Source organism: Pseudomonas sp. CDFA 610, from assembly GCF_021147865.1.
Taxonomy (GTDB): Bacteria; Pseudomonadota; Gammaproteobacteria; order Pseudomonadales; family Pseudomonadaceae; genus Aquipseudomonas; species Aquipseudomonas alliivorans.
Genome location: NZ_JAGTPM010000002.1, coordinates 261368 through 284211 on the forward strand (window position 1 = coordinate 261368; position 22844 = coordinate 284211).

Genomic DNA, 22844 nt, shown 5'->3' on the forward strand with positions numbered 1-22844 from the left:
CAGCCTCAGCTCCAGGAATCGCGCAGTGTCACTGTGCGGTTGAAGACCGGACGACCAGGTTTTGTATCCTTGATGTCGGCGCAGAAGTAGCCTTCGCGTTCGAACTGGAACCTGTCTTCCGGCTGCGCATTAGCCAGCGATGGTTCAGCACGACAACCGGTCAGTACCTGCAGGGAATCAGGGTTGATGTTTTCCAGGAACGTGGCGCCGTCATCAGCCTTGTCAGGCGAAGGCGAACGGAACAGGCGGTCGTAGAGGCGCACTTCGCATTCCACGCTGGCCTCGGCCGGAACCCAATGGATAACGCCCTTGACCTTGCGGCCTTCAGGGTTCTTGCCCAGGGTTTCCGGGTCGTAGGAGCAACGCAGCTCGACGATGTTGCCGTCGGAGTCCTTGATGGCCTCGTCGGCCCGAATCACGTAGCTGCCACGCAGGCGCACTTCGCCGTTCGGCTCAAGGCGCTTGTAGCCTTTCGGCGGCTCTTCCATGTAGTCGTCGCGGTCGATATAAATCTCGCGGGCGAATGGCAATTCGCGCACGCCCAGGTCTTCCTTGGGGTGACGCGGTAGCTCAAGCTTCTCGACCTGGCCTTCCGGGTAATTGGTGATCACGACCTTCAATGGACGCAGTACGCACATGGCGCGCGGCGCATTGCGGTCAAGGTCATCACGGATACTGAATTCAAGCATGCCGAAATCCACCACACCGTCAGAGCGGTTGGTGCCGACCATTTCGCAGAAGTTGCGGATCGAGGCCGGCGTGTAGCCACGGCGGCGGAAGCCTGACAGCGTGGACATGCGTGGATCGTCCCAACCACTGACGTGCTTTTCGTCGACCAGTTGCTTGAGCTTGCGCTTGCTGGTGACGGTGTAGCTCAGGTTCAGACGCGAGAACTCGTACTGGCGCGGCTTGCACGGCACCGGCAGGTTGTCCAGGAACCAGTCGTACAGCGGACGGTGGCTTTCGAACTCCAGGGTGCAGATCGAATGGGTGATGCCTTCGATGGCGTCCGATTGACCATGAGTGAAGTCGTAGATCGGGTAAATGCACCACTTGTCACCGGTCTGGTGGTGGTGTGCGTGACGAATGCGGTACAGGATCGGGTCGCGCAGGTTCATGTTCGGCGAAGCCATGTCGATCCTGGCGCGCAGTACGCGAGCGCCATCTTCGAACTCACCGGCTTTCATGCGGGCGAACAGGTCCAGGTTTTCCTCGACGCTACGGTCACGGAACGGGCTGTTCTTGCCCGGCTCGGTCAGGGTGCCACGGTATTCGCGTGCCTGCTCGGGGGTCAGGTCGTCTACGTAAGCCTTGCCGGACTTGATCAGCTCAACGGCCCAGTCGTGCAGTTGATCGAAGTATTGCGAGGCGTAGCGCACTTCGCCCGCCCACTCGAAGCCCAGCCACTTCACATCGCTCATGATGGCGTCGATGTATTCCTGGTCTTCCTTGGCCGGGTTGGTGTCATCGAAACGCAGGTGCGTCGCGCCGCCGAACTCGTTGGCCAGGCCGAAGTTCACGCAGATCGACTTCGCGTGACCGATGTGCAGATAGCCGTTCGGCTCAGGCGGAAAGCGGGTCACGATCCGGGTGTGTTTGCCCGAGTCCAGGTCAGCCTGCACGATCGGACGCAGGAAGTTGGTCGGTACGACAGGGCCTGCCTTTGAATTCGCAGCGGGTTCTGGAGTGGGCTTGCTCATAGGATCCTTGGACATACTGTGCGCGGCCAGGGTAGGCCGACTAAATCAAAGCGCTTATCATAGCCGAAGCTGTCAAGTCCCTGACAACAGAGTGCAGGGTTGCAGGCAGAAAAGCCGCAAAAAGCGCGAAAAATGTAACCTCGCCTGTAAACTGCGCGTCAGGGTGATATTGCGCCCCTTCATGAACGCCAAGAGAGCGACTTCGATATGTCCAAAGTAAAACTGACTACCAACCACGGCGACATCGTTCTGCAACTGAACGAAGAAAAAGCGCCGCTGACCGTTGCCAACTTCATCGAATACGTCAACGCTGGCCACTATGAAAACACCGTTTTCCACCGCGTGATCGGCAACTTCATGGTCCAGGGCGGTGGTTTCGAGCCAGGCATGAAAGAAAAGAAAGACAAGCGTCCGAGCATCCAGAACGAAGCCGACAACGGCCTGCCGAACAAGAAGTACTCCGTCGCCATGGCCCGCACCATGGAGCCGCATTCGGCTTCCGCCCAGTTCTTCATCAACGTGGCTGACAACGCCTTCCTGAACCACAGCGCCAAAACCGTTCAGGGCTGGGGCTATGCCGTGTTCGGCGAAGTGGTCGAAGGCCAGGAAGTCGTCGACAAGATCAAAGGCGTCGCCACCAGCAGCAAGGCCGGTCACCAGGACGTTCCTGTCGAAGACGTGATCATCGAAAAAGCAGAGATCGTTGAGTGATACTGCTGATCTCCGATTTGCATCTTGAGCAAGAACGCCCGGACATTACCCGGGCGTTTCTGGATCTACTCGCAGGCCGGGCTCGCACAGCCGAGTCGCTGTATATCCTCGGGGATTTCTTCGAAGCCTGGATCGGTGACGACGCCATGTCGCCGTTCCAGCTTTCGATCTGCAAGGCCCTGCGCGAACTGAGCGACAGCGGTACCCGAATTTTTCTGATGCACGGCAACCGTGACTTCATGATCGGCAAGGGTTTCTGCAAGGCGGCGGGTTGTACGCTGCTGGCAGACCCGACCGTGGTGCAGTTGAACGGTGAGCCGGTGCTGTTGATGCATGGCGACAGCCTGTGCACGCGTGACGTGGGCTACATCAGGATGCGCCGCTACCTGCGCCACCCGCTGACGCTGTTCATCCTGCGTCACCTGCCGCTGAAAACCCGCCACAAACTGGCGCGCAAGCTACGCAATGAAAGCCGCGCAAAGACCAGCATGAAAGCCAACGACATCGTCGATGTGACGCCTGAAGAAGTGCCGAGGATCATGCAGCAATTCGGTGTGCACACGCTGATTCATGGGCATACGCATCGTCCCGCCATTCATAAATTGCAGCTCGGCGATGTGGCCGCCAAACGCATCGTGCTGGGCGACTGGGACCGCCAGGGCTGGGCGCTTCAGGTGGACGAACAGGGCTTCAGCCTGGGCTCGTTTGATTTTGCGCCGCAGGAAAATCGCACGCTGGCGCTGCCGTCTTCATTGTAAACAAAGCTCGTAGTAAACAGAGACAGACGACTCCCTGCCGGGCATTTGCCTGTTCTGCTACGTTCACAGTAGTCACCGAGGCGTAAAGAGTGATTCAGACCGTGCGCTCGGCTTACTGAATATGCAGTCTGTGCGATTTGTGAGGTGGAGCGCCACGAGACGCATGCCCCCAACGGCCTGCGTTCACTCAGCGCGAACGGGCATCAATGCCCTCCTCCAGCCGCTGGCCCGGCTTTAGCGGCAAACGGTGGTTTGGCGAACCAGACCAGCAGGATCAACCCCGCGAACAACCAGCCCAGCATGTAGAAGTAATCGACGGTCGACATCATGTATGCCTGCCCGTTGAGGGTCTGCTCCAGTTGCGCGTACGCCTGTGGACCGGCACCGCCCAGGGTGTCGAGCGCATGGCGTGTGGCCGGGTCATAGGTGCTGATGTTTTCGCTCAGGTACGCATGATGCTGCTCGGCACGGCGAATCCAGATCCAGGTGGTCAGTGATGCCGCGAAGCTGCCGCCCAGCGTACGCAGGAAGGTGGCAAGGCCTGAACCGTCGGGAATCTGGCTGGGTGGCAGGTCTGACAACAGAATGCTCAGGGTCGGCATGAAGAACAGCGCCACGCCGATGCCCATGAATAGCTGCACCATGGCGATGTGCTGGAAATCCACCTGATTGGTGAAGTCTGCACGCATGAAACAGCTCAGCCCCATCGCCAGGAACGCAAGACTGGCCAGCAGACGCAAGTCGAACTTGTGTGCGTATTTGCCGACGAAGGGCGACATGAGCACTGGCAGGATGCCGATGGGTGCCAACGCCAGTCCGGCCCAGGTCGCGGTATAGCCCATCTGCGTCTGTAACCATTGCGGCAACAGCAGGTTGACGCCGAAAAAGGCCGAATACCCGCCAATCATCGCCAGCGTACCGACCCGGAAGTTACGGTAAGCGAACAGCCGCAGATTGACGATGGGATGCTTGTCGGTCATTTCCCAGATCACGAACACCGACAGCGACACCAGCGAAATCAGCGAGCCGATCACGATGAAATTCGACTCGAACCAGTCCAGGTTATTGCCCTTGTCCAGCACGACCTGCAACGCGCCGACGCCGATGATCAAGGTGATCAGCCCGACGTAATCCAGTGGCTGCTGCTGGGTGCTGACCGGTCTTTTGGCCATTTGCGTGCGCACTACAACCGCTGCAAACAGTCCGATCGGAATATTGATGAAGAAGATCCAGGGCCAACTGTAACTGTCGGTAATCCAGCCGCCGAGAATCGGGCCGACAATGGGTGCGACCACCGTGACCATCGCCAGCAAGGCCAGCGCCATGCCCCGCTTTGCAGGCGGATAGACCGCCAGCAGCAAGGTCTGGCTCATGGGATAGAGCGGCCCGGCAACGATGCCCTGCAAGGCACGAAAGCCCACCAGCTCAGGCATCGACGTGGAAATCCCGCAGAGAAACGAAGCCAGCACGAACAGCAGGGTCGCCCAGAGAAAAAGCTTCACCTCACCGAACCGGCGGCTCAGCCAGCCAGTCAGAGGCAGCGCGATGGCGTTACTGACGGCAAACGAGGTGATGACCCAGGTGCTCTGCTCCGAGCTCACGCCCAGGTTACCCGCGATGGTCGGCAAGGCCACGTTGGCGATGGTGGTGTCGAGCACTTGCATGAAGGTGGCCAGCGACAGGCCGATGGTGCAGAGCAACAGGCTGGGTGGCGTAAAGGAAGCGGGGGCGTTGGTGCTCATCGCGAATCCCTGAAAACGTGGGCGATACCCCGGCCGGCAGACCGGGGCAGGCGAATGGGCGGATCAGCGCTGAGCGGTTCTGCTTTTGTCGCTGGCTGCGCTGTTTTCATGGATCAGGCGCGCGATCAAGGCATCGGCGTCGGCCAGTTGTTCGGTGTAGACCTGAGTGCTGAAGGCAGCCTGCTTCGGAGGCTGCTGCGCCAGAATCGGACCGCTCTGGTCGTGCAGATTGACTTCGACGGTGGTCGACAGCCCGATGCGCAGCGGGTGTTGCGCCAGCTCTTCAGGGTTGATGTGAACCCGGACCGGCACACGCTGAACAATCTTGATCCAGTTGCCGGTAGCGTTCTGGGCCGGCAACAGCGCAAACGCGCTGCCCGTCCCTGCGCCCAGGCTGTCGATGGTGCCGCTGTATTTCACGTCGCTGCCATACAGGTCGGAGCTGATTTCCACCGGCTGACCGATGCGCATCTTGCCCAGCTGGGTTTCCTTGAAGTTGGCATCGATCCACAGCTGATCCAGCGGAATCACCGCCATGGTCGCGGTTCCCGGCTGAACCCGCTGGCCCAGCTGCACGCTGCGCTTGGCGACGTAACCGGTGACCGGCGCGACCAGGGTTGTCCGCGCACTGGCCAGGTAGGCCTGACGCAACTGTGCCGCAGCCGCCTTGACGTCCGGATGGGAAGACACCACGGTGTCGTCAACCAGCGCCACACTGGTGCTCAATTGCTGCTGGATGTTGTTCAAGGCACTTTGTGCGCTGGTCAGTTGATCCCGGGCGTGGGACAGCTCTTCCTGAGAAATCGCGCCACCGGCCGCCAGGCTGCGACGGCGGCTGTAGTTATCCTGAGCCGTCTGCACGGCGGCACGCTGCGCCGCCAGTTGAGCCCTCATGCCATCCACATTGCTGTACAGGCCGCGAACCTGACGCACGACCTTGCCCAGATTGGCTTCGGCGCTTTGCAGCCCGACTTCGGCATCGCTTGGATCGAAGCGCAGCAGAACCTGCCCTTCGCGAACCAGATCACCATCATCAGCGGCAATGCTGATGACCGTACCGGTGACCAGTGGCGTGATTTCCACCACGTTGCCACTCACGTAGGCGTCATCGGTCTCCTCGCTCCATTGACCGTAAAACTCATACCAGCCCCAAATCGCCAGTCCACAAAGTACAACGAGGATGGCGAGTGCGGTCAGCAGGAACTTGCGCTTGCCGGATTTCGGGGTGTCTGGCTTTTTCTGTTCAGGGGCAGACGTGTTTTCAGCGGCGGCAGTGGCCATGACAATTACCTTCAAGTCGGCAGAACGGCTGAGATCCGGCCAGACTGGCCGCCCTCAACTTCGGGCTATTCGTAGTTATTTGCCTTGGGCGTTGAAACTCAGGCGAGTCAGGGTGATGTGGTCGTCGGCCGCGACCAGCACCTTGGTCAGAATCCGGCGCAGCGCTTCCACTTCCTCAGTGTCGAGGGCAGCGAAAGTGTCATTCATGGCATCAGCACCAATCTGCGGCAGCAGGTCGGACAGCGCCTGTCCCTGGGACGTCAGGGCGACACGCACCTGACGACGATCGGTTTCAGAACGGGTGCGGACGATCAGCCCCTTCTGTTCCAGACGGTCCAGCATGCGAGTCATCGAACCGCTGTCCAGCGACAGGTGCCGACACAACTCCACCGGCGTATCCGTCGAGAACTGGGCAATGATGATCAGCACCTTGAACTGCGCGAACGTGACGTCATACGGCAGCAGGTACTTGTCCAGCATGCGGTCTTTCAGCGCGTTGGTACGGCCGACCAGCAGCCCGATCAGGCTGGAATCAAAATTTTCAGGACTGAAATGTTTCAAGGAATCACCCAGAAAGCTGCCTAGGCAGTGATTGCAAAATATTACTGCCTAGACAGCTATTGTCAAAGTATTTGTTAGCTTGCTTATGAAAAGGGCATAAAAAAACGACCGCTGGTAAGGCGGTCGTTTTTTGTCGCTGCCGAGGGCCGCGCGCCGGATCAGGCGGCGACAGGCACACCACTGTGAAAGCGGAATTCTTCGTCAGGGCTCTCGATCAGTTCACGCTCGGCCAGACGAATCTCTTCGATCTTGGCGTCCACGTCGGCCTTGTCGCCATAGGTGTAAGCCAGCTTCAGGTAATCCTGGAAATGCCGCGCTTCGGACTTGAGCAGACTGCCGTAGAACTTGGCCAGGTCGTCGTCCAGATGCGGCACCAGCGCGGCGAAACGCTCGCAGGAACGGGCTTCGACGATGGCACCCACCACCAGCGCATCGGTCAGGCGGTAGGGATTGTGATTGCGCACCAGCTTGCGCAACGCCCCGGCATAACGCGCCGAGCTGATGTTGGCCATCGGAATCTGACGCTTGCGAATGATGCTGATCACTTGTTCGAAATGACGCAGCTCTTCACGGGCCAGGCGCGACATCTTGGCCAGCAGGTCGAACTTGTCGTTGTACTGAAACATGAACTGGAACGCCGCCCCTGCCGCCTTCTTCTCATTGTTCGCATGATCGATCAACAGGATGTCGAGGTTGCGCAACGCGGCTTGCACCCAACTGTCGGGCGTTCGGCAAAGCAGAAAGGCTTCGATTTCAGGGATCGGGTACATAGGCTCACAGATGGCGCAGAGGCAAAGCGCGGCATTATACGAGGGCTGTCGGCGTCCCGCGAGACAAAAGCGCGGAGACGGATCAGGCGCCAAAGGCATCCTTGAGAAAGCCCGGCGCTATATAACGCTGGTAATGCGCCTCGGAGAGCAGAAAGAACTCGCGGTCGATCGCATCACGTAACTCAGGCAGCGACCAGTTGCGAAATTCGGGTAACAACACAAACCCGTACGCTTCGACCTGACTGATGACACGAGCACCGCGCGCGATCAATTGATAGGCCCAGCAATATTCGGACTGATGCGGCACGAAGCGAATCTTGCGCTGGGTAAGCTGCAACCGCAGCTTGTCGGCATCGAAGATTTCGAGCTTGGCGGTCATGACCTGAACGAGCAATTGTTCCAGACGCAACCACACGGCTCTTTTTTCGTCTTCGTTGTAACCGTTCCAGTGGATGACTTCGTGATGGAAGCGTTTGCAGCCACGGCACACCAAATCCCCGTAAACAGTGGAGCAAAGGCCGACGCAGGGTGTTTTGATGATGTGATCAGGCATGGCTGGCGGGGCTTGGGAAGGCAAAACAGGCGCTCATGTTAGTCCTTTGTCTAAGCACTTTCACCCCCGAACATGTAGGGGCTAACTTACCTTTAGTTCAGATTTGCCGTAGAATCAGCGAGCCTTTTAAGGCGCCAATGTCCGTTGGAAGCTGTTTTCAAAGCGTCACGAGCACAGTCAAGTTAATCCCGCAGTGCGGCGTCGACAGGCCATCCCCTCATCACGGATGGCCGTGTCGACCGCCTCTCCTCCCCGTCCTGCAGGCGTAAAACTTTGAAAACAGCTTCTGTTAGGAATTGCCGGCACCCTGCCAACAAGGCTCCAAAGTCTTGCGTGGGTACGGACAATTTCTGGATGAGCGTCCCGGACACCCATTTGGGACCACTGATGAGGGTAATACTGTGCTTGAAGCCTACCGTAAACACATCGAAGAGCGTGCCGCCCAGGGTATCGTGCCCCAGCCGCTTAACGCCGAACAAACCGCAGGCCTTATTGAGCTGCTGAAAACTCCCCCGGCTGGCGAAGAAGCTTTCCTTGTCGATCTGATCACCAATCGCGTTCCACCAGGCGTTGACGAGGCTGCCTACGTCAAGGCCGGTTTCCTGTCCGCCCTGGCCAAGGGCGAAGCCACTTCTCCCCTGATCGACAAAAAACGTGCAACCGAACTGTTGGGCACCATGCAGGGTGGCTACAACATCGTCACGCTGGTTGAACTGCTCGACGATGCCACGCTGGCGCCGGTCGCTGCCGAACAGCTCAAGCACACGCTGCTGATGTTCGACGCTTTCCACGACGTGGCCGAAAAAGCCAAGAGCGGCAACGCTCACGCCAAGGAAGTTCTGCAATCCTGGGCCGACGGCGAGTGGTTCAAGAAGCGCCCGATGCTGGCCGACAAGATCAGCCTGCGCGTCTTCAAGGTGACCGGCGAAACCAACACCGACGACCTGTCCCCGGCACCTGATGCCTGGTCGCGTCCAGACATCCCGCTGCACGCCCTGGCCATGCTGAAAATGGCACGTGAAGGTATCGTTCCTGACGTACAGGGCTCCATCGGCCCGATGAAGCAGATCGAAGAAATGCGCGGCCAGGGTTTCCCTATCGCCTACGTCGGTGACGTGGTCGGTACAGGTTCCTCGCGTAAATCGGCGACCAACTCGGTACTGTGGTTCTTCGGCGACGACGTTCCTTACGTGCCGAACAAGCGTGCCGGCGGCTTCTGCTTCGGCAGCAAGATCGCTCCGATCTTCTACAACACCATGGAAGACGCGGGCGCTCTGCCGATCGAGTTCGATGTTTCGAACATCAACATGGGCGATGTGATCGACGTTTACCCGTACGCTGGCAAAGTCTGCAAGCACGACAGCGACGAAGTCATCACCACCTTCGAAATGAAGACTCCGGTGCTGTTGGACGAAGTCCGCGCCGGTGGCCGTATCCCGCTGATCATCGGCCGTGGCCTGACCAGCAAGGCACGCGCCGAGCTGGGCCTGCCAGCCTTCGACCTGTTCAAGACGCCTGACCAGCCAGCCGAAAGCACCAAGGGGTTCACCCTGGCGCAGAAGATGGTCGGCAAGGCGTGCGGCGTGGAAGGTATCCGTCCGGGCACCTACTGCGAGCCGAAAATGACCACCGTCGGCTCCCAGGACACCACTGGCCCGATGACCCGCGACGAGCTGAAAGACCTGGCATGCCTGGGCTTCTCGACCGATCTGGTCATGCAGTCCTTCTGCCACACCGCTGCCTATCCAAAGCCGATCGACGTCAAGACGCACCACACGCTGCCTGACTTCATCATGACCCGTGGCGGCGTTTCCCTGCGTCCAGGCGACGGCATCATCCACAGCTGGCTGAACCGCATGCTGCTGCCGGACACCGTCGGCACCGGTGGTGACTCGCACACCCGCTTCCCGATCGGCATTTCGTTCCCGGCCGGTTCCGGTCTGGTTGCGTTTGCGGCGGCCACTGGCGTCATGCCGCTGGACATGCCCGAATCGATCCTGGTTCGCTTCAAGGGCAAGCTGCAGCCTGGCATCACCCTTCGCGACCTGGTTCACGCCATTCCTTACTACGCGATCCAGGCTGGCCTGCTGACCGTAGAGAAGAAAGGCAAGAAGAACGCGTTCTCCGGCCGCATCCTGGAAATCGAAGGCCTGGACAACCTGAGCATCGAGCAGGCTTTCGAGCTGTCCGACGCTTCGGCCGAACGTTCGGCTGCCGGTTGCACCATCAAGCTGGCCAAAGAGCCGATCATCGAATACCTGAACTCCAACATCACGCTGCTGCGCTGGATGATCGAGCAGGGTTACGGTGATCCGCGCACTCTGGAGCGTCGTGCTCAGGCGATGGAAGCCTGGATTGCCAATCCAGAGCTGCTGGAAGCCGACAAGGACGCGGAGTACGCCGAAATCATCGAGATCGACCTGGCCGACGTCAAAGAGCCTGTGCTCTGCGCGCCGAACGACCCGGACGATGCCCGCCTGCTGTCTTCGGTACAAGGCGAGAAGATCGACGAAGTGTTCATCGGTTCCTGCATGACCAACATCGGCCACTTCCGCGCTGCGGGCAAGTTGCTGGATCAGGTCAAGGGCCAGTTGCCGACACGCCTGTGGCTGTCGCCTCCGACCAAGATGGACGCGCATCAGCTGACCGAAGAAGGCTACTACGGCATCTACGGCAAGGCTGGCGCACGCATGGAAATGCCGGGCTGCTCGCTGTGCATGGGTAACCAGGCACGCGTCGAGCCGAACTCGACAGTGGTATCGACGTCCACCCGTAACTTCCCGAACCGCCTGGGTGACGGCGCGAACGTTTACCTGGCCTCGGCCGAACTGGCGTCCGTCGCATCGATCCTGGGTCGCCTGCCGACCGTCGAGGAATACATGGGCTACGCCCAGCAGATCGACACGATGGCAGCGGACGTGTACCGCTACCTGAGCTTCGATCAGATCGCCGAGTTCCGTGAAGCCGCAGCGAACGCCAACATCCCGGTCGTTCAAGCGTAACAACGAAACACTGCGTTGAAAGAACCCCGCCTCGTGCGGGGTTCTTTATGCCTGGAGAACAGCGGATGTGGATGAGTCAGCTCAGGGCGGTAACACGATGAAGGCAGCGTACAGACTGTGACTTCTGCGTCAGCGCTTTCGCGAGCAAGCTCGCTCCTGCAAACAACCTGCTGTTCCCGTAAACTGCATGGTGTTGCACTACAGATAATTCCCGATCACACGTCTGACCTTCGCCAGACCATCGCGCAGCTCACCCATGCTCACCGATCCCGTTGCCAGCCGCAGGGCATGGGGCACGCTGTTGGCGATTGCAAAGGGCTCCGCAGTCGATACTGCAACCTTCTCCTTCAACAAGGCCATGGCAATCTGATCGGCACGGGCGTCCTCGGGAAGGGGCAGCCATAGAAAATACGATGAGGGATGGCTGACGAACCTGATGCCTTCAAGCATTTCGCGAGCCACTGCCTGCCTGGCCTGGGCGTCATGTCGCTTCTCGGCCTCCAGTTTCAGAACAGTGCCATCTTCAATCCACCCCGTCGCAATGGCCGTCAGCACCCCTGGCGTGTTCCAGGTCGTTGCCCGCATGACACGCTCCATGGCCGGAACCTTGTCGGCGGGCGCAGCAACAAACCCTACGCGCAACCCCGTGGCAACACTCTTGGACAGGCCTGAGACATAGATCGTCCGTTCCGGTGCGAGCATCGCCAGCGGCGCGGGGGGAGCGTCCGCCAAAAATGCGTACGCGGCGTCTTCAATGATCAGCACATCGTGTCGGCGCGCGAGCGCCACCCACTGCTCACGCCGCGCCTGGCTCATCACCCAGCCGAGTGGATTGTGCAGCGTCGGCATAGTGTAGAGCGCCTTTACGGGGCGACTGCGGCACAAGCGCTCGAACGCCTCTGGATCGGGACCCTCGCCAAGCGCGGGTACAGGCACCACTTCAAGGTACAGCGCCTGTGCCAGGACCTTGAAACCCGAATACGTGAGGGCATCGGCGGCGATTACATCCCCGGGCTTGAGCAAGGCCATCAGCGCAATGGCTAACCCTTGCTGAGCCCCATTGGTGAGCAACACCTGCTCAGGCTGAACCGTCAGCCCTCGCACTTGTAGATGACGCGCCACAGCGGCGCGCTCGTGCGGTCGCCCAGCGTGGGGTTGATAGCGCAGCAATGATTCAAGGTCGCCCGACAAGGCCAACTGCCGTAACGCCGTGCGTAACAACTCGGCCTGACCGGGCAGCGACGGGTAATTGAAATTGAGGTCGATCATGTCGACAGCCACGGTTTTCTGGTCGATCCCGAGGCCTGGCGCGAACGCCGTCTCGCGAACGAACGTGCCACGCCCGGTCTCACCACTGACCAGACCCATGGCTTCAAGCTCGGCATAGACACGCGTGGCCGTCACCAACGCCAGGCCATGATCGGCCGCCAACTGACGATGCGTAGGCAGCCGTGCGCCCGGCAACAGACGTGCCGAGCGAATGTCTGCCGCCATCTGGTCCACCACCGATTTGTAACGTGAGCGAGGCATAGCCAATGTATCCATGACGATTTTTTGATTGTATTGAGTCGCAACCCTACGATGCGCCCATCCACCCCGATTGAACAGCCTTGAGAAACCCCTCATGGAACAGACAGCGATTCCATCCCGCACGACCGCTCACACATCCCGCAGCGGATGGCTGAACGGCCTGATCGGCGTACTGATCTTCAGCGGCTCGCTGCCTGCGACACGACTGGCCGTGATGGCGTTCGATCCACTGTTCCTCACCTTCGCCCGTGCAACCATTGCTGCGACCCTGGCCATCGGCACGCTTGTGGCGCTCAGGGAAAGACGCCCGGCAAACAACCAGATTCTTTCCCTGAGTATCGTTGCACTGGGTGTGGTGCTGGGCTTTCCACTGCTGACCGCGCTGGCGCTGGAACACGTCACCTCGGCGCACTCCATCGTCTTCGTCGGCCTGCTGCCGCTGGCCACTGCCGTCTTCGCCGTGCTACGCGGCGGCGAACGGCCAAGTGGGGCTTTCTGGGCGTTCTCGCTACTGGGCAGCGCACTGGTGATGGGCTTTGCGTTGGCTCAGGGAATCAGTGCTTCAGTCATGGGAGACGCCCTGATGCTGCTGGCCATTCTCGTCTGCGGCCTGGGCTATGCAGAGGGTGCAAGGCTGTCGAGGACCCTGGGCGGCTGGCAGGTCATCTGCTGGGCTTTGGTCCTTGCCCTGCCCATCATGCTGCCACTGGCCATTGTCACCGCACCCTCCTCGCTTTCCGGGGTGTCAGTCTCGGCGTGGGCCAGCCTGTGTTACGTCTCCGTGTTCAGCATGCTGATCGGCTTCGTGTTCTGGTATCGCGGGCTGGCGCAGGGCGGCATTGCAGCGGTCGGCCAACTCCAGTTGTTACAACCCTTCTTCGGTCTGGCACTGGCGGCCACGCTGCTCGGTGAGCCTGTCAGCCTCGGGATGCTGGGTGTCACGGTTGCAGTGATCGGTTGTGTTGCAGGTGCCAGAAGGTTCTCCAGATAACGACCGCTTCTCACAAGGCGTGCCTGGGGGTGGCGATAAACTTTGAATCCGCCACGCCCGGCCGAAGGCGATCTCAACTCAACTGAAGCTGCGACAGCCACTGCTCGATGGTGTCACCGCTGCTCATTGCAGGCTGCACCAGGCCGTCGACCATAAAGGTCGGAGACACATGAATGCCGTTCTGCCGGGCGTACTTGCAGTGCCATTTGATGGTGTGCTCAAGCGCCGGTTGTGCGAAGGCTTCGGCCAGCCGAACACCGCTGTAACCTTCCAGTCGCGCGATGATGTCGTTGGGCGTCGCATCAAGGTTCGGACCGCCTGCGTGGTGCTCGAATTCGAACGCTTCACGGTGCGCCGCAACGGCTGCCATCACGGTCTTGGCGGTGTCCTTGCCACCTTCAAGGGTTGACGCCGCAAGGATGCACCGCACCACGACGCCTGAAAACATGTGCCAGGGCTGCGACTGGAGGCGAACCTTGACCGTCAGGCGGTCTTCACCGGCCTGCTCTAGAAGCGCGTCGATCTTGCCGAAGGCCTTGACGGAAAACGGGCAAGTGGGCTCAAGGAACACCTCAAGCGTACGGGGGCCATGGCCCCATGAAAGTGCGTCTGCATGCATGTGAACGTCTCTCTGCTGGTGGCTGAAGGGCTGCCGCGCCTGCGGCCTGTAGCCGGTCCGGATCACGACAGCGGATCCCTACCGCAACTGAACGTCCAGGATTCTGCCAGTTCCATGAAGCTTGCGCAGGGGCGAAAACAACTGGCGGGCGATTAATATCTTTTTCACATTCACGTGGCTATAGTGACCGCCCTTGTTGGGGAGTAGCCTGCTCCGGGCCTTTGGTCACGGAGCGTTTGCGTCAACATTCTCGGCAACATGCCGTGGCGCAAACACCTTCTGGTTGGCGAGACCAACGATGCATCCATGCCTAAGGTCGGGCGTGTGGCTGCGTCGTTGACTCATAGCCCGACTGGATGTTGACCGTGAATCCCATTTCCCTCATTTTTCTCGCCCTTGCGATGTCAACGGACGCTTTTGCGGCAGCGTTGGGCAAAGGTGCCAGTCTTGACAAACCTCGCTTTATCGAAGCCGTTCGAACAGGGCTGATCTTCGGTGTGATCGAAGCCATTACACCCGTCATTGGCTGGAGCATCGGGCAGGTTGCAACCCGCTTCGTGGAGAGCTGGGATCACTGGATCGCCTTTGTCCTGCTGCTGGTGCTGGGCCTGCACATGATTTACAACGGCCTGAAACAGGACGACGAAGAGCAGGAAAAACCCGGCCAGCATTCGTTTCTCATCCTCGCTGTCACGGCCTTTGCGACCAGCATCGATGCCCTGGCCGTGGGCGTAGGTCTGGCGTTCGTCGACGTCAATATCCTGGTCGCGGCGGCCGCGATTGGTCTGGCCACGACCGTGATGGTGACCATTGGTGTGATGCTGGGCCGTGCGCTGGGAACCGTCGTCGGCAAGCGCGCCGAAATTGTCGGTGGCGTGGTATTGATGCTGGTCGGCGCGACTATCCTCTACGAACACTTGTCTGCCGCATGACCGAATGAACCGGGCGGTAGACGGCACCCGGTTTCAAAACGTTTTTTCAGACCCCCAAAAAAAACCGCCTCATTCGAGGCGGTTTTTTGTCAGCGGCCGATCAACCCGTCACACGGTGATGGCCTGTCCGCTCATGGCCAGGTCCAGCAGCTCGCGGTTGGCGACGGCATACATGGCGTAATCGGTGCCGCTCGCGGCACGCAATTCGACCAGCATGGCGCGCCAGCGCTCGACCATGAGGGCGTGCTGTTCCAGCCACAGCGCCAGGCGCTCTTCCACGTCGGACGGACCGTCCGGCATTTGCAGAACCGATACGGTGATCGCCCGCTGCTGCCAGTCGATGTCGTCACGGAACGCTTCGCGGGCCAGAGCCTGCCAGTTGTTTTCCACCGGCAGGCTGCTGATCTGCTGCAGGTACCAGGTCACGTCCAGCGCACTGCCTACGGCGAAGTACACCTTGGCCACGTCGGCAGCATTCTGCCCGGTGACGTCGGAGGCTTCGATGATCGGCAGCAGCGTGTACAGGTGGGTGGTGCCCGCCACCATGCGCGCCAGCAATTCGGGCACACCGGCTTCGACATAAGCCTGATAACGCGCCTGCCACACTTCACGGGTCGGGCCTTCCAGCAACTCGTCGAGCTTGAGACCCAGTGCCGCGATGTGCGGACCGAAGTGCGCCACGTCACGACCCGCGTCCAGCTCGTTGCGACGGCTGCGCAGGAACCAGCGCGTGGCGCGACGGCCCAGACGCATCAGCTCATCCATCAGCGACAGCTGGATTTCTGCAGACACCTTGTAGTCCAGCGCTTCGATCTGACGGAACCAGTGCGGGAGGTGGAAGATGTCACGCACGATCACGTAGGCACCGGCCACATTGGCAGCACTCATGCCGGTCGACTCTTTGAGTCGCTGCACGAACGTGATCCCCATGTGGTTGACCAGATCGTTGGCGATCTGGGTGCTGACGATTTCACGCTTCAGACGGTGACCGCGCATGGCCACAGAGAACTTGGCGCTCAGCGAGGGCGGGAACGCGGTTTCCATGTCGCGTGCCAGGTAGTCGTCATCGGGAACACGGGATTCCAGCAACGCTTCCTTGAGGTCGATCTTGCTGTAGGAGATCAGCACAGACAGTTCGGCACGGCTCAGGCCATGACCGGCCGATACACGCTCAACGATCTGGTCTTCGGCCGGCAGGAACTCGATGGCACGGTCCAGCTTGCCACGGGCCTCCAGGTCGTTCATCAGACGCTTGTATTCAGCGATACGGTCGTAGGCGCGACGAGCGGCCAGTGACAGTGCCTGCGTCTGCTTGTAGTTGTTGCCCAGCACCAGATGGCCGACTTCGTCGGTCATGCTTTCGAGCAACTGGTTGCGCTGCTTCTCGGTCATGTCGCCAGCCTGCACCACTTCATTGAGCAGGATTTTGATGTTCACTTCGTGGTCGGAGCAGTCCACACCACCGGCGTTGTCGATGAAGTCGGTGTTGGTCGCGCCGCCATTGAGGCCGAACTCGACACGGCCCAGTTGGGTCATGCCCAGGTTGCCGCCCTCGCCCACCACCTTGCAGCGCAGCTCGCTGCCGTCGACACGCAGCGCGTCGTTGGCCTTGTCGCCGACATCCGCATGGGACTCTTCGCTGGACTTCACGTAGGTGCCGATGCCGCCATTCCACAACAGGTCAACTGGCGCCTTGAGCAACGCGTGCAGCAGCTCGGTCGGGGTCAGTTTGTCGGCCTTGATGTCAAAGCGCGCCTTCATCTGTTCGGTGATGGCGATGCTCTTGGCGCTACGCGGGAAGATTCCGCCGCCAGCGGACATGATGCTGGTGTCGTAGTCGGTCCAGGACGAGCGCGGCAGGTCGAACAGGCGCTTACGCTCGACGAAGCTGGTGGCCGGGTCCGGGTTCGGGTCGATGAAGATGTGCAGGTGGTTGAAGGCTGCGACCAGCTGCAGCTTGTCGGACATCAACAGGCCGTTACCGAACACATCACCGGCCATGTCGCCAATGCCGATCACGCTGATGCTGTCCTGCTGAACGTTGATGTCGCGTTCACGGAAGTGACGCTGCACGCCAACCCATGCGCCCTTGGCAGTGATGCCCATCTTCTTGTGGTCGTAGCCGGCCGAACCGCCGGACGCAAAGGCGTCGCCCAGCCAGAAGCCGTAATCGATGGCGATGCCGTTGGCAATGTCGGAGAAGGTCGCGGTGCCTTTGTCGGCAGCAACGACCAGGTACGGATCGTCGTCATCGTGGCGAACCACGTTGACCGGCGGCACCAGCACGCCTTCCTTGAGGTTGTCGGTGATGTCCAGCAGACCCGAGATAAAGATGCGGTAGCAGGCGATTGCCTCTGCCTGCACTTCGTCGCGATTGCCGGTGGTCGGCAGACGGCGCGGCACGAAACCGCCCTTTGCGCCGACCGGCACGATGACCGAGTTTTTCACCTGCTGGGCTTTGACCAGGCCCAGCACTTCGGTGCGGAAGTCTTCTTCACGATCCGACCAGCGCAGGCCGCCGCGAGCCACGTTGCCGAAACGCAGATGTACGCCCTCGACGCGCGGCGAGTAGACGAAAATCTCGAACTTGGGCACCGGCTTCGGCAGTTCGGGGATCAGACGCGGGTTGAACTTGAAGCTGAAGTAGCTCTTGTTCTGGCCGTTGGCATCGGTCTGGTAGAAGTTGGTCCGCAGGGTCGCCTTGATCAGGTCAAGGTAACGACGCAGGATGCGGTCTTCATTGAGCACCTGAACGTTGTCCAGCGCGGTCAGGATGGCCTGTTCCAGACGCAGTTGCTTGTCGTCCAGATCGTCCGAACCCAGTTTGCGCGCCAGGTAGAAACGGGTCTTGAACAGACGCGTCAGCTCACGGGCAATGTCGGTGTGATTGTTCAGCGTGCTGGCGATATAGCCCAAGTCGAAGCCCAGACGAATCTGCTTCAGATAACGGGCATAGGCACGCAGCAGAGCTACGTCGCGCCACGGCAGGCCGGCCGTCAGCACCAGACGGTTGAACGCATCGTTCTCGGCATCGCCGCTGACGATGTGCACGAACGCGTCCTGCAGCGTGTCATTGAGCTGCTGAATATCGAGGTTCAGACCTTCGCCGTAGGTAAAGGCGAAATCGTGAATCCAGAACTCGCGACCGTTGGCGTGGTGCAGGCGATACGGGAACTCACCCAGTACACGCAGGCCGAGGTTCTCCAGAATCGGCAGCACGTCGGACAGCGCCAGTGGCGTGTCGGCGTGGTACAGCTTGCAGTGCAGTTGCTGACGGCCACCGGCCAGTGGCTGGTAGAAGCTCATCACCAACGGATTGGTTTCACTCAGGCTCAGCACGTGCTGCATATCGACCACGGCCGAATGCGCTGCGAAACGCTCGCGGTAACCTGCCGGAAAACCTTTCGGGAAATCGGCCAGCACATTGGTGCCATGGGCCTCGCCGAAGCTTTCGACCACCAGACTCGCGTAGTCGTCCTTCCAGGAACGGCAGGCCTGAATGACTTCGTTTTCCAGCTGGGCGACGTCGATTTCCAGATTGACCTTCGGGTCCACACGCAGAATCAACTGCACGCGGGCCAGCACGGACTCGGAGAAGAACGTCCAGAATTCGCAATCGCTGGCTTTCAGACGATCCATCAGCACGTGCTGGATCTTTTGCCGCACTTCGGTGGAGTAAACGTCACGCGGCACGTAGGCCAGGCAGTAGCAGAAACGGCCGTAAGGGTCCTTGCGCAGGAACACGCGAATCTTGTTGCGCTCCTGGATCTGCACGATGGACATGACGGTGGAGAACAACTCGTCCACCGGCGTCTGGAACAGATCATCGCGGGGCAGCACTTCGACGACCTGCGCCAGTTCCTTGCCCAGGTGCGCCTTGGCATCAAAACCGGAACGGCGCTCGACTTCTGCGACCTTGCGACGGATGTACGGGATCTGCCGCACGCTCTCGCCATACACCGATGAGGTGTAGAGCCCCATGAAACGGCATTCCTTGATGACCTTGCCCGACGCGTCGATCTGACGGATCGAGACGAAGTCAGGATAGGCCGGGCGATGCACGCGGCTTGGCACGGCAGCCTTGGCGAACGACAGCAGCATCGGCTCCTGCAGGTATTTCACTGCGTAGTCTTCGATGTGCAGTTCTTCGCGGCTCAGGCCCGGACGCAGCAGCTTGGTCAGGCCCAGGAACGAGGATTCGTCGTAGATCAGCTGGCCGCCGTCGGCGTCGCTGCTGACCTGGAATTCTTCATAGCCCAGAAAGGTGAAATGGTTGTCCACCAGCCATTCCAGGAAGACCTTGATTTCGGCCTTTTCTTCGACATCAGTATTGGATTCATTGGCGTCGATGCTGACGAGCAAATCACGCAGGCGCGCCTTCATCGGCTCGAAATCTTCGACAGCGGCGCGGACTTCGCCGAGCACCTGCTCCAGCTCGCGGGCCAGCACGTTCAACTCGCTGGCGTTGGCGCAGCGGTCGATCTCCAGATACATCAGCGATTCCTGCAACACGTCGTCGCCTGTCGTGCCTTTGGGCAGCAGTTCGAGCAGTTGGCCATTCGGGCCGCGACGCACGCTCAGGACCGTGGTTTGCAGGGTGTGGATGCTGTAACCGCGACGGTTCAGCTCGGTGCGGACGGAATCAACCAGAAAGGGCAGATCGTGATGCAGCACTTCGACGGCGCTGTGGGTCGATTGCCATCCGTGACGCTCGTAATCGGGGTTGTAGACGCGGACCTGAGGATGGGCGTGTTCGAAACGCTCCAGCAGACGCCAGGCGGACAGTGTGCAGCCCGCGAGGTCGGACAGCCGACGTTGAGTGAGTTCATCCAGTGAAATGATGCCGAAAAACTGTTCAGCGAACAGCGCCACTTGTGGCAGTGCCTGCTCGCTGATGTGCTGAGCCAGTGCCGATTGCAGTTGATGCTGGAAGTCGGACTTGCTGGCTGCGGTGAAGAACGCCATCTGTGGTACTCCGCTTTGGCTTTTATTGGGGAGGCTTGAAGAAGGTGTTGTGATCATGGTGTACCGGCGTCCCGTTGCATGGACACCACCTGATCGAGTGTAAAGCTAAAGTACTAACGACTGTCGTGTCAGGGTAGTCACATTTGAATGACGCCGTGCATGTCATGAAAAAAGAAGCCTGAAGTGCGAGAGCCGCGTGCGCGCACGCCTTTGGTGCAGCTTAACGACAGCGGACCGGACACTACTTACGAGGCTGCGACATATTCGGTCATCGCCTAGCAGGCAACCCGCACGATGGTGCCAATTAATGGCCGACAAAATGTCTCGGGGACTGGCAAAATCCGTCCTGCCTGCCCACCTTCAAAAAACCGGAACCCGACCATGCTCATCAAGACCGCCAGCCTTATCGTCAATCCATGCGACGACGAATACGACAACATGGCCCTGCTCTGCTGTCACAGCGAGAACGGCGAGCTGTTCTCGCTGAGTCGTTTTCCCGATGAGAATGAAGTGGAAATCACCGTTCGCGACGACAGGACCCATACGGTCTCGACGCTGAAAGTCACCTTCAGTGCCGAACGCCTGCTGCTGGAAATCGATCCGGCGGACGGCAAGCAACTGGACGGCCATGACCGTTACGAAATCCTGCACAGCACCTCGGCAGGCGAACTGCAGGAAGTCGAGGAAACCCTGCAGATCATTCTGAAAGACGTGGGCAGCTATGTGAGCGAACTCGCCTGAGCACACCCATCGTTGTCCCGGACCACAAGGAGCCCGTCATGCCTGACATTTTCGACGCCCATTGCCACATCATCGATCCCGGTTATCCGCTTCAGGCCAACAACGGTTTCCTACCGGAGCCGTTCCAGGTGAGTGACTATCTGGCGCAGGTCGAGCCCCTGGGCGTCAGGGGCGGTGCCGTGGTTTCGGGATCGTTTCAGGGCTTTGATCAGAGTTACCTGCTCGCCGCACTGAAACGGCTGGGACCGAATTTCGCAGGCGTGACTCAATTACCGTCCAGTGTCACGGATGCAGAACTGGAAACGCTCAATGCGTCTGGCGTACGCGCTCTGCGTTTCAATCTGAAAAGGGGCGGTTCCGAACAGCTCGATCAGTTGGAGGCTCTGGCGCTGCGGGTTCATGGGTTAGTTGGCTGGCATTCGGAGCTGTATATCGACTCCCGCGAACTGGCCGACATCGAAACCCGCCTGCTCAGACTGCCTGCTGTCAGCATTGATCATCTGGGGCTGAGCGCCGACGGCCTGCCTGTGTTGCTGCGTCTGGCCGAGCATGGCGTGCGGATCAAGGCCTGCGGTTTCGGGCGTGTCGACTTTGCTGTGCCAGCGGTTTTGAAGGACATCCACGCAGCCAACCCCGACGCCCTGATGTTCGGCACCGACCTGCCCTCCACCCGCGCACCCCGGCCATTCGAGCCGGGTGATATCGATCTGGTGGTCGAGACGCTGGGCGAAGCGGCTGCGCACAAGGTGTTGTGGAGCAACGCTGCGGCGTTTTATCGGATGTCCTGAGTGATGCGATTTTCCAGGCATGGGGCCGCTGACTGTTGAAAGTGGCCCTTGCCTCCAACTTCCTACAAAGAACAGACAGAACACGTAGGACAATTCCCATATAAACGTATGAACTATCTCTAAACTCTATAAAAAACCCTAGAGTCGTTAGTCGATACCTGCCCGAATGAATTAAAGTATCGCCCCCAGCCTGCTGTCGCCCGACGCGGCTGATTACCCTGCCAGGAACAGTCACCGATGGAACATCGTGAGGCGCTGATTGCGCTGCGAACATTTCTTTCAACGCAAATCCTCGGCCAGGAAAAGCTGATTGAACGCCTGCTTATCGCCCTGCTTGCCGACGGCCACATGCTCGTCGAAGGCGCACCGGGCCTTGCCAAGACCAAGGCCATCAAGGAACTGGCAGAAGGCATCGAAGCACAGTTTCATCGCATTCAATTCACCCCCGACCTGTTGCCTGCCGACATCACCGGCACTGAGATCTATCGTCCGGAAACCGGCAGCTTCGTGTTTCAGCAGGGTCCGATCTTCCACAATCTGGTGCTGGCGGACGAAATCAACCGTGCCCCGGCCAAAGTCCAGTCAGCGCTGCTTGAAGCCATGGCCGAGCGCCAAGTCAGTGTCGGGCGCAGCACCTATGATCTTTCGCCGCTGTTCCTGGTCATGGCGACCCAGAACCCTATCGAGCAGGAAGGCACTTATCCCCTGCCTGAAGCACAGCTCGACCGCTTTCTGATGCACGTCAAGATCGGCTTCCCGGATGCCGCCGTCGAACGCAAGATCCTGCAACAGGCCCGCGGCGAAGCGCTGAATGGCGAAACCAAGCCGGAGCGGCGTGTCAGCCAGCAGGCGATCTTCGCGGCCCGCAAGGAAATCCTCGGTCTGTACATGGCCGACGCGGTTGAGGAATACCTGGTGCAACTGGTCATGGCCACTCGCACACCGGCCAAGTTCGATCAGGAACTGGCCGAATGGATCGCCTACGGCGCCAGCCCGCGCGGCTCGATCTCGCTGGACCGTTGCGCCCGTGCCCATGCCTGGCTGGCGGGGCGCGACTTCGTCAGCCCCGAAGACATTCAGGCGGTGCTGTTCGATGTGCTGCGCCATCGCATCATTCTGTCGTTCGAGGCCGAAGCTGCGGGCATCGATCAGGACCGCGTGATTCAGCGGATCCTCGACGTCGTGGCCGTCGCCTGATCC

General features: G+C 59.9%; 18 protein-coding genes and 1 riboswitch. Of the genes, 9 read left to right on the plus strand and 9 right to left on the minus strand.

The genetic code is table 11. The annotated features are described in order from the left end of the window. Positions 1-5 precede the first annotated feature (5 nt). Complete coding sequence (locus tag KDX39_RS04190; RefSeq protein WP_231659494.1) at positions 6-1700, minus strand: glutamine--tRNA ligase/YqeY domain fusion protein; 1695 nt, start codon at positions 1698-1700, stop codon at positions 6-8. A gap of 207 nt (positions 1701-1907) precedes the next feature. On the opposite strand from KDX39_RS04190, the gene KDX39_RS04195 reads away from it, so the two are divergent. Together KDX39_RS04195 and lpxH are read left to right on the plus strand one after the other, a co-directional pair. Further along, the gene (locus tag KDX39_RS04195) at positions 1908-2411 is read left to right on the plus strand and encodes a peptidylprolyl isomerase (protein WP_099228146.1); all 504 of its coding nucleotides are present in this window, start codon (positions 1908-1910) and stop codon (positions 2409-2411) included. After that, a complete protein-coding gene (gene lpxH / locus KDX39_RS04200; protein WP_231659495.1) occupies positions 2408-3169 on the plus strand; it encodes a UDP-2,3-diacylglucosamine diphosphatase in 762 nt (253 codons plus the stop codon). Before KDX39_RS04195 ends, lpxH begins: the two co-directional genes overlap by 4 nt. 203 nt (positions 3170-3372) lie before the next feature. Here lpxH and KDX39_RS04205 read toward each other — a convergent pair whose 3' ends face one another. The 5 genes from KDX39_RS04205 to KDX39_RS04225 form a co-directional block, all read right to left on the minus strand. Further along, positions 3373-4911 (minus strand): DHA2 family efflux MFS transporter permease subunit, encoded by a 1539-nt coding sequence (locus tag KDX39_RS04205; RefSeq protein ID WP_210072697.1) that lies wholly within the window; start codon positions 4909-4911, stop codon positions 3373-3375. A gap of 63 nt (positions 4912-4974) precedes the next feature. After that, on the minus strand, positions 4975-6192 hold the full coding sequence (locus tag KDX39_RS04210; RefSeq protein ID WP_231659496.1) for an HlyD family secretion protein: 1218 nt from the start codon (positions 6190-6192) through the stop codon (positions 4975-4977). 75 nt (positions 6193-6267) lie between these two features. Continuing rightward, the gene (locus KDX39_RS04215; RefSeq protein WP_184319339.1) at positions 6268-6753 is read right to left on the minus strand and encodes a MarR family winged helix-turn-helix transcriptional regulator; all 486 of its coding nucleotides are present in this window, start codon (positions 6751-6753) and stop codon (positions 6268-6270) included. A 158-nt stretch (positions 6754-6911) separates the two neighbouring features. Then, complete coding sequence (locus tag KDX39_RS04220) at positions 6912-7523, minus strand: tRNA-(ms[2]io[6]A)-hydroxylase (protein WP_184319336.1); 612 nt, start codon at positions 7521-7523, stop codon at positions 6912-6914. A gap of 82 nt (positions 7524-7605) precedes the next feature. Further along, on the minus strand, positions 7606-8076 hold the full coding sequence (locus KDX39_RS04225) for a DUF1289 domain-containing protein (protein WP_231659652.1): 471 nt from the start codon (positions 8074-8076) through the stop codon (positions 7606-7608). A gap of 401 nt (positions 8077-8477) precedes the next feature. Here KDX39_RS04225 and acnB point away from each other — a divergent pair, with 401 nt between their 5' ends. Then, positions 8478-11078: a bifunctional aconitate hydratase 2/2-methylisocitrate dehydratase gene (gene acnB / locus KDX39_RS04230; protein WP_231659497.1), complete on the plus strand. Its 2601-nt coding sequence runs from the start codon at positions 8478-8480 to the stop codon at positions 11076-11078. 198 nt (positions 11079-11276) lie between these two features. On the opposite strand, the gene KDX39_RS04235 is transcribed toward acnB, so the two are convergent. Then, complete coding sequence (locus tag KDX39_RS04235; RefSeq protein WP_231659498.1) at positions 11277-12608, minus strand: aminotransferase-like domain-containing protein; 1332 nt, start codon at positions 12606-12608, stop codon at positions 11277-11279. A 94-nt stretch (positions 12609-12702) separates the two neighbouring features. Between KDX39_RS04235 and KDX39_RS04240 the strand changes: the two genes are divergently transcribed. Further along, positions 12703-13599 carry a DMT family transporter gene (locus KDX39_RS04240; protein ID WP_231659499.1) on the plus strand — a complete coding sequence of 299 codons (897 nt, stop codon included), beginning with the start codon at positions 12703-12705 and terminating at the stop codon, positions 13597-13599. Positions 13600-13672: 73 nt separating this feature from the next. On the opposite strand, the gene KDX39_RS04245 is transcribed toward KDX39_RS04240, so the two are convergent. Then, a complete protein-coding gene (locus tag KDX39_RS04245; protein ID WP_231659500.1) occupies positions 13673-14218 on the minus strand; it encodes a DsbA family protein in 546 nt (181 codons plus the stop codon). Between KDX39_RS04245 and KDX39_RS04250 the strand changes: the two genes are divergently transcribed. After that, the gene (locus tag KDX39_RS04250) at positions 14213-14374 is read left to right on the plus strand and encodes a hypothetical protein (protein ID WP_231659501.1); all 162 of its coding nucleotides are present in this window, start codon (positions 14213-14215) and stop codon (positions 14372-14374) included. The two genes, KDX39_RS04245 and KDX39_RS04250, sit on opposite strands and share 6 nt — an antisense overlap. A 30-nt stretch (positions 14375-14404) precedes the next feature. Continuing rightward, positions 14405-14579: riboswitch (yybP-ykoY riboswitch) on the plus strand. Between the two features lie 4 nt (positions 14580-14583). After that, the gene (mntP, locus tag KDX39_RS04255; RefSeq protein WP_231659502.1) at positions 14584-15150 is read left to right on the plus strand and encodes a manganese efflux pump MntP; all 567 of its coding nucleotides are present in this window, start codon (positions 14584-14586) and stop codon (positions 15148-15150) included. A gap of 108 nt (positions 15151-15258) precedes the next feature. On the opposite strand, the gene KDX39_RS04260 is transcribed toward mntP, so the two are convergent. Continuing rightward, positions 15259-20115 carry an NAD-glutamate dehydrogenase gene (locus KDX39_RS04260; protein ID WP_231659503.1) on the minus strand — a complete coding sequence of 1619 codons (4857 nt, stop codon included), beginning with the start codon at positions 20113-20115 and terminating at the stop codon, positions 15259-15261. 381 nt (positions 20116-20496) lie between these two features. On the opposite strand from KDX39_RS04260, the gene KDX39_RS04265 reads away from it, so the two are divergent. The 3 genes from KDX39_RS04265 to KDX39_RS04275 all read left to right on the plus strand — a co-directional run bounded on the left by KDX39_RS04265 (position 20497) and on the right by KDX39_RS04275 (position 22841). Next, positions 20497-20856 carry a hypothetical protein gene (locus tag KDX39_RS04265; protein ID WP_184319323.1) on the plus strand — a complete coding sequence of 120 codons (360 nt, stop codon included), beginning with the start codon at positions 20497-20499 and terminating at the stop codon, positions 20854-20856. Between the two features lie 38 nt (positions 20857-20894). After that, positions 20895-21644, plus strand: a complete 750-nt coding sequence (locus KDX39_RS04270) for an amidohydrolase family protein (protein WP_099228120.1) — start codon at positions 20895-20897, stop codon at positions 21642-21644. A gap of 237 nt (positions 21645-21881) precedes the next feature. Then, complete coding sequence (locus KDX39_RS04275) at positions 21882-22841, plus strand: AAA family ATPase (protein WP_004883864.1); 960 nt, start codon at positions 21882-21884, stop codon at positions 22839-22841. Positions 22842-22844: the final 3 nt, after the last annotated feature.

What these genes read in the sequence shown, in the direction of transcription:
- KDX39_RS04190 (WP_231659494.1), bottom strand. Translation starts at nt 1,700, where the DNA reads ATGAGCAAGCCCACTCCAGAACCCGCTGCGAATTCAAAGGCAGGCCCT.
- KDX39_RS04195 (WP_099228146.1), top strand. Translation starts at nt 1,908, where the DNA reads ATGTCCAAAGTAAAACTGACTACCAACCACGGCGACATCGTTCTGCAA.
- KDX39_RS04205 (WP_210072697.1), bottom strand. Translation starts at nt 4,911, where the DNA reads ATGAGCACCAACGCCCCCGCTTCCTTTACGCCACCCAGCCTGTTGCTC.
- KDX39_RS04210 (WP_231659496.1), bottom strand. Translation starts at nt 6,192, where the DNA reads ATGGCCACTGCCGCCGCTGAAAACACGTCTGCCCCTGAACAGAAAAAG.
- KDX39_RS04220 (WP_184319336.1), bottom strand. Translation starts at nt 7,523, where the DNA reads ATGTACCCGATCCCTGAAATCGAAGCCTTTCTGCTTTGCCGAACGCCC.
- KDX39_RS04225 (WP_231659652.1), bottom strand. Translation starts at nt 8,076, where the DNA reads ATGCCTGATCACATCATCAAAACACCCTGCGTCGGCCTTTGCTCCACT.
- KDX39_RS04235 (WP_231659498.1), bottom strand. Translation starts at nt 12,608, where the DNA reads ATGCCTCGCTCACGTTACAAATCGGTGGTGGACCAGATGGCGGCAGAC.
- KDX39_RS04240 (WP_231659499.1), top strand. Translation starts at nt 12,703, where the DNA reads ATGGAACAGACAGCGATTCCATCCCGCACGACCGCTCACACATCCCGC.
- KDX39_RS04250 (WP_231659501.1), top strand. Translation starts at nt 14,213, where the DNA reads ATGCATGTGAACGTCTCTCTGCTGGTGGCTGAAGGGCTGCCGCGCCTG.
- KDX39_RS04245 (WP_231659500.1), bottom strand. Translation starts at nt 14,218, where the DNA reads ATGCATGCAGACGCACTTTCATGGGGCCATGGCCCCCGTACGCTTGAG.
- KDX39_RS04260 (WP_231659503.1), bottom strand. Translation starts at nt 20,115, where the DNA reads ATGGCGTTCTTCACCGCAGCCAGCAAGTCCGACTTCCAGCATCAACTG.
- KDX39_RS04265 (WP_184319323.1), top strand. Translation starts at nt 20,497, where the DNA reads ATGCTCATCAAGACCGCCAGCCTTATCGTCAATCCATGCGACGACGAA.
- KDX39_RS04270 (WP_099228120.1), top strand. Translation starts at nt 20,895, where the DNA reads ATGCCTGACATTTTCGACGCCCATTGCCACATCATCGATCCCGGTTAT.
- KDX39_RS04275 (WP_004883864.1), top strand. Translation starts at nt 21,882, where the DNA reads ATGGAACATCGTGAGGCGCTGATTGCGCTGCGAACATTTCTTTCAACG.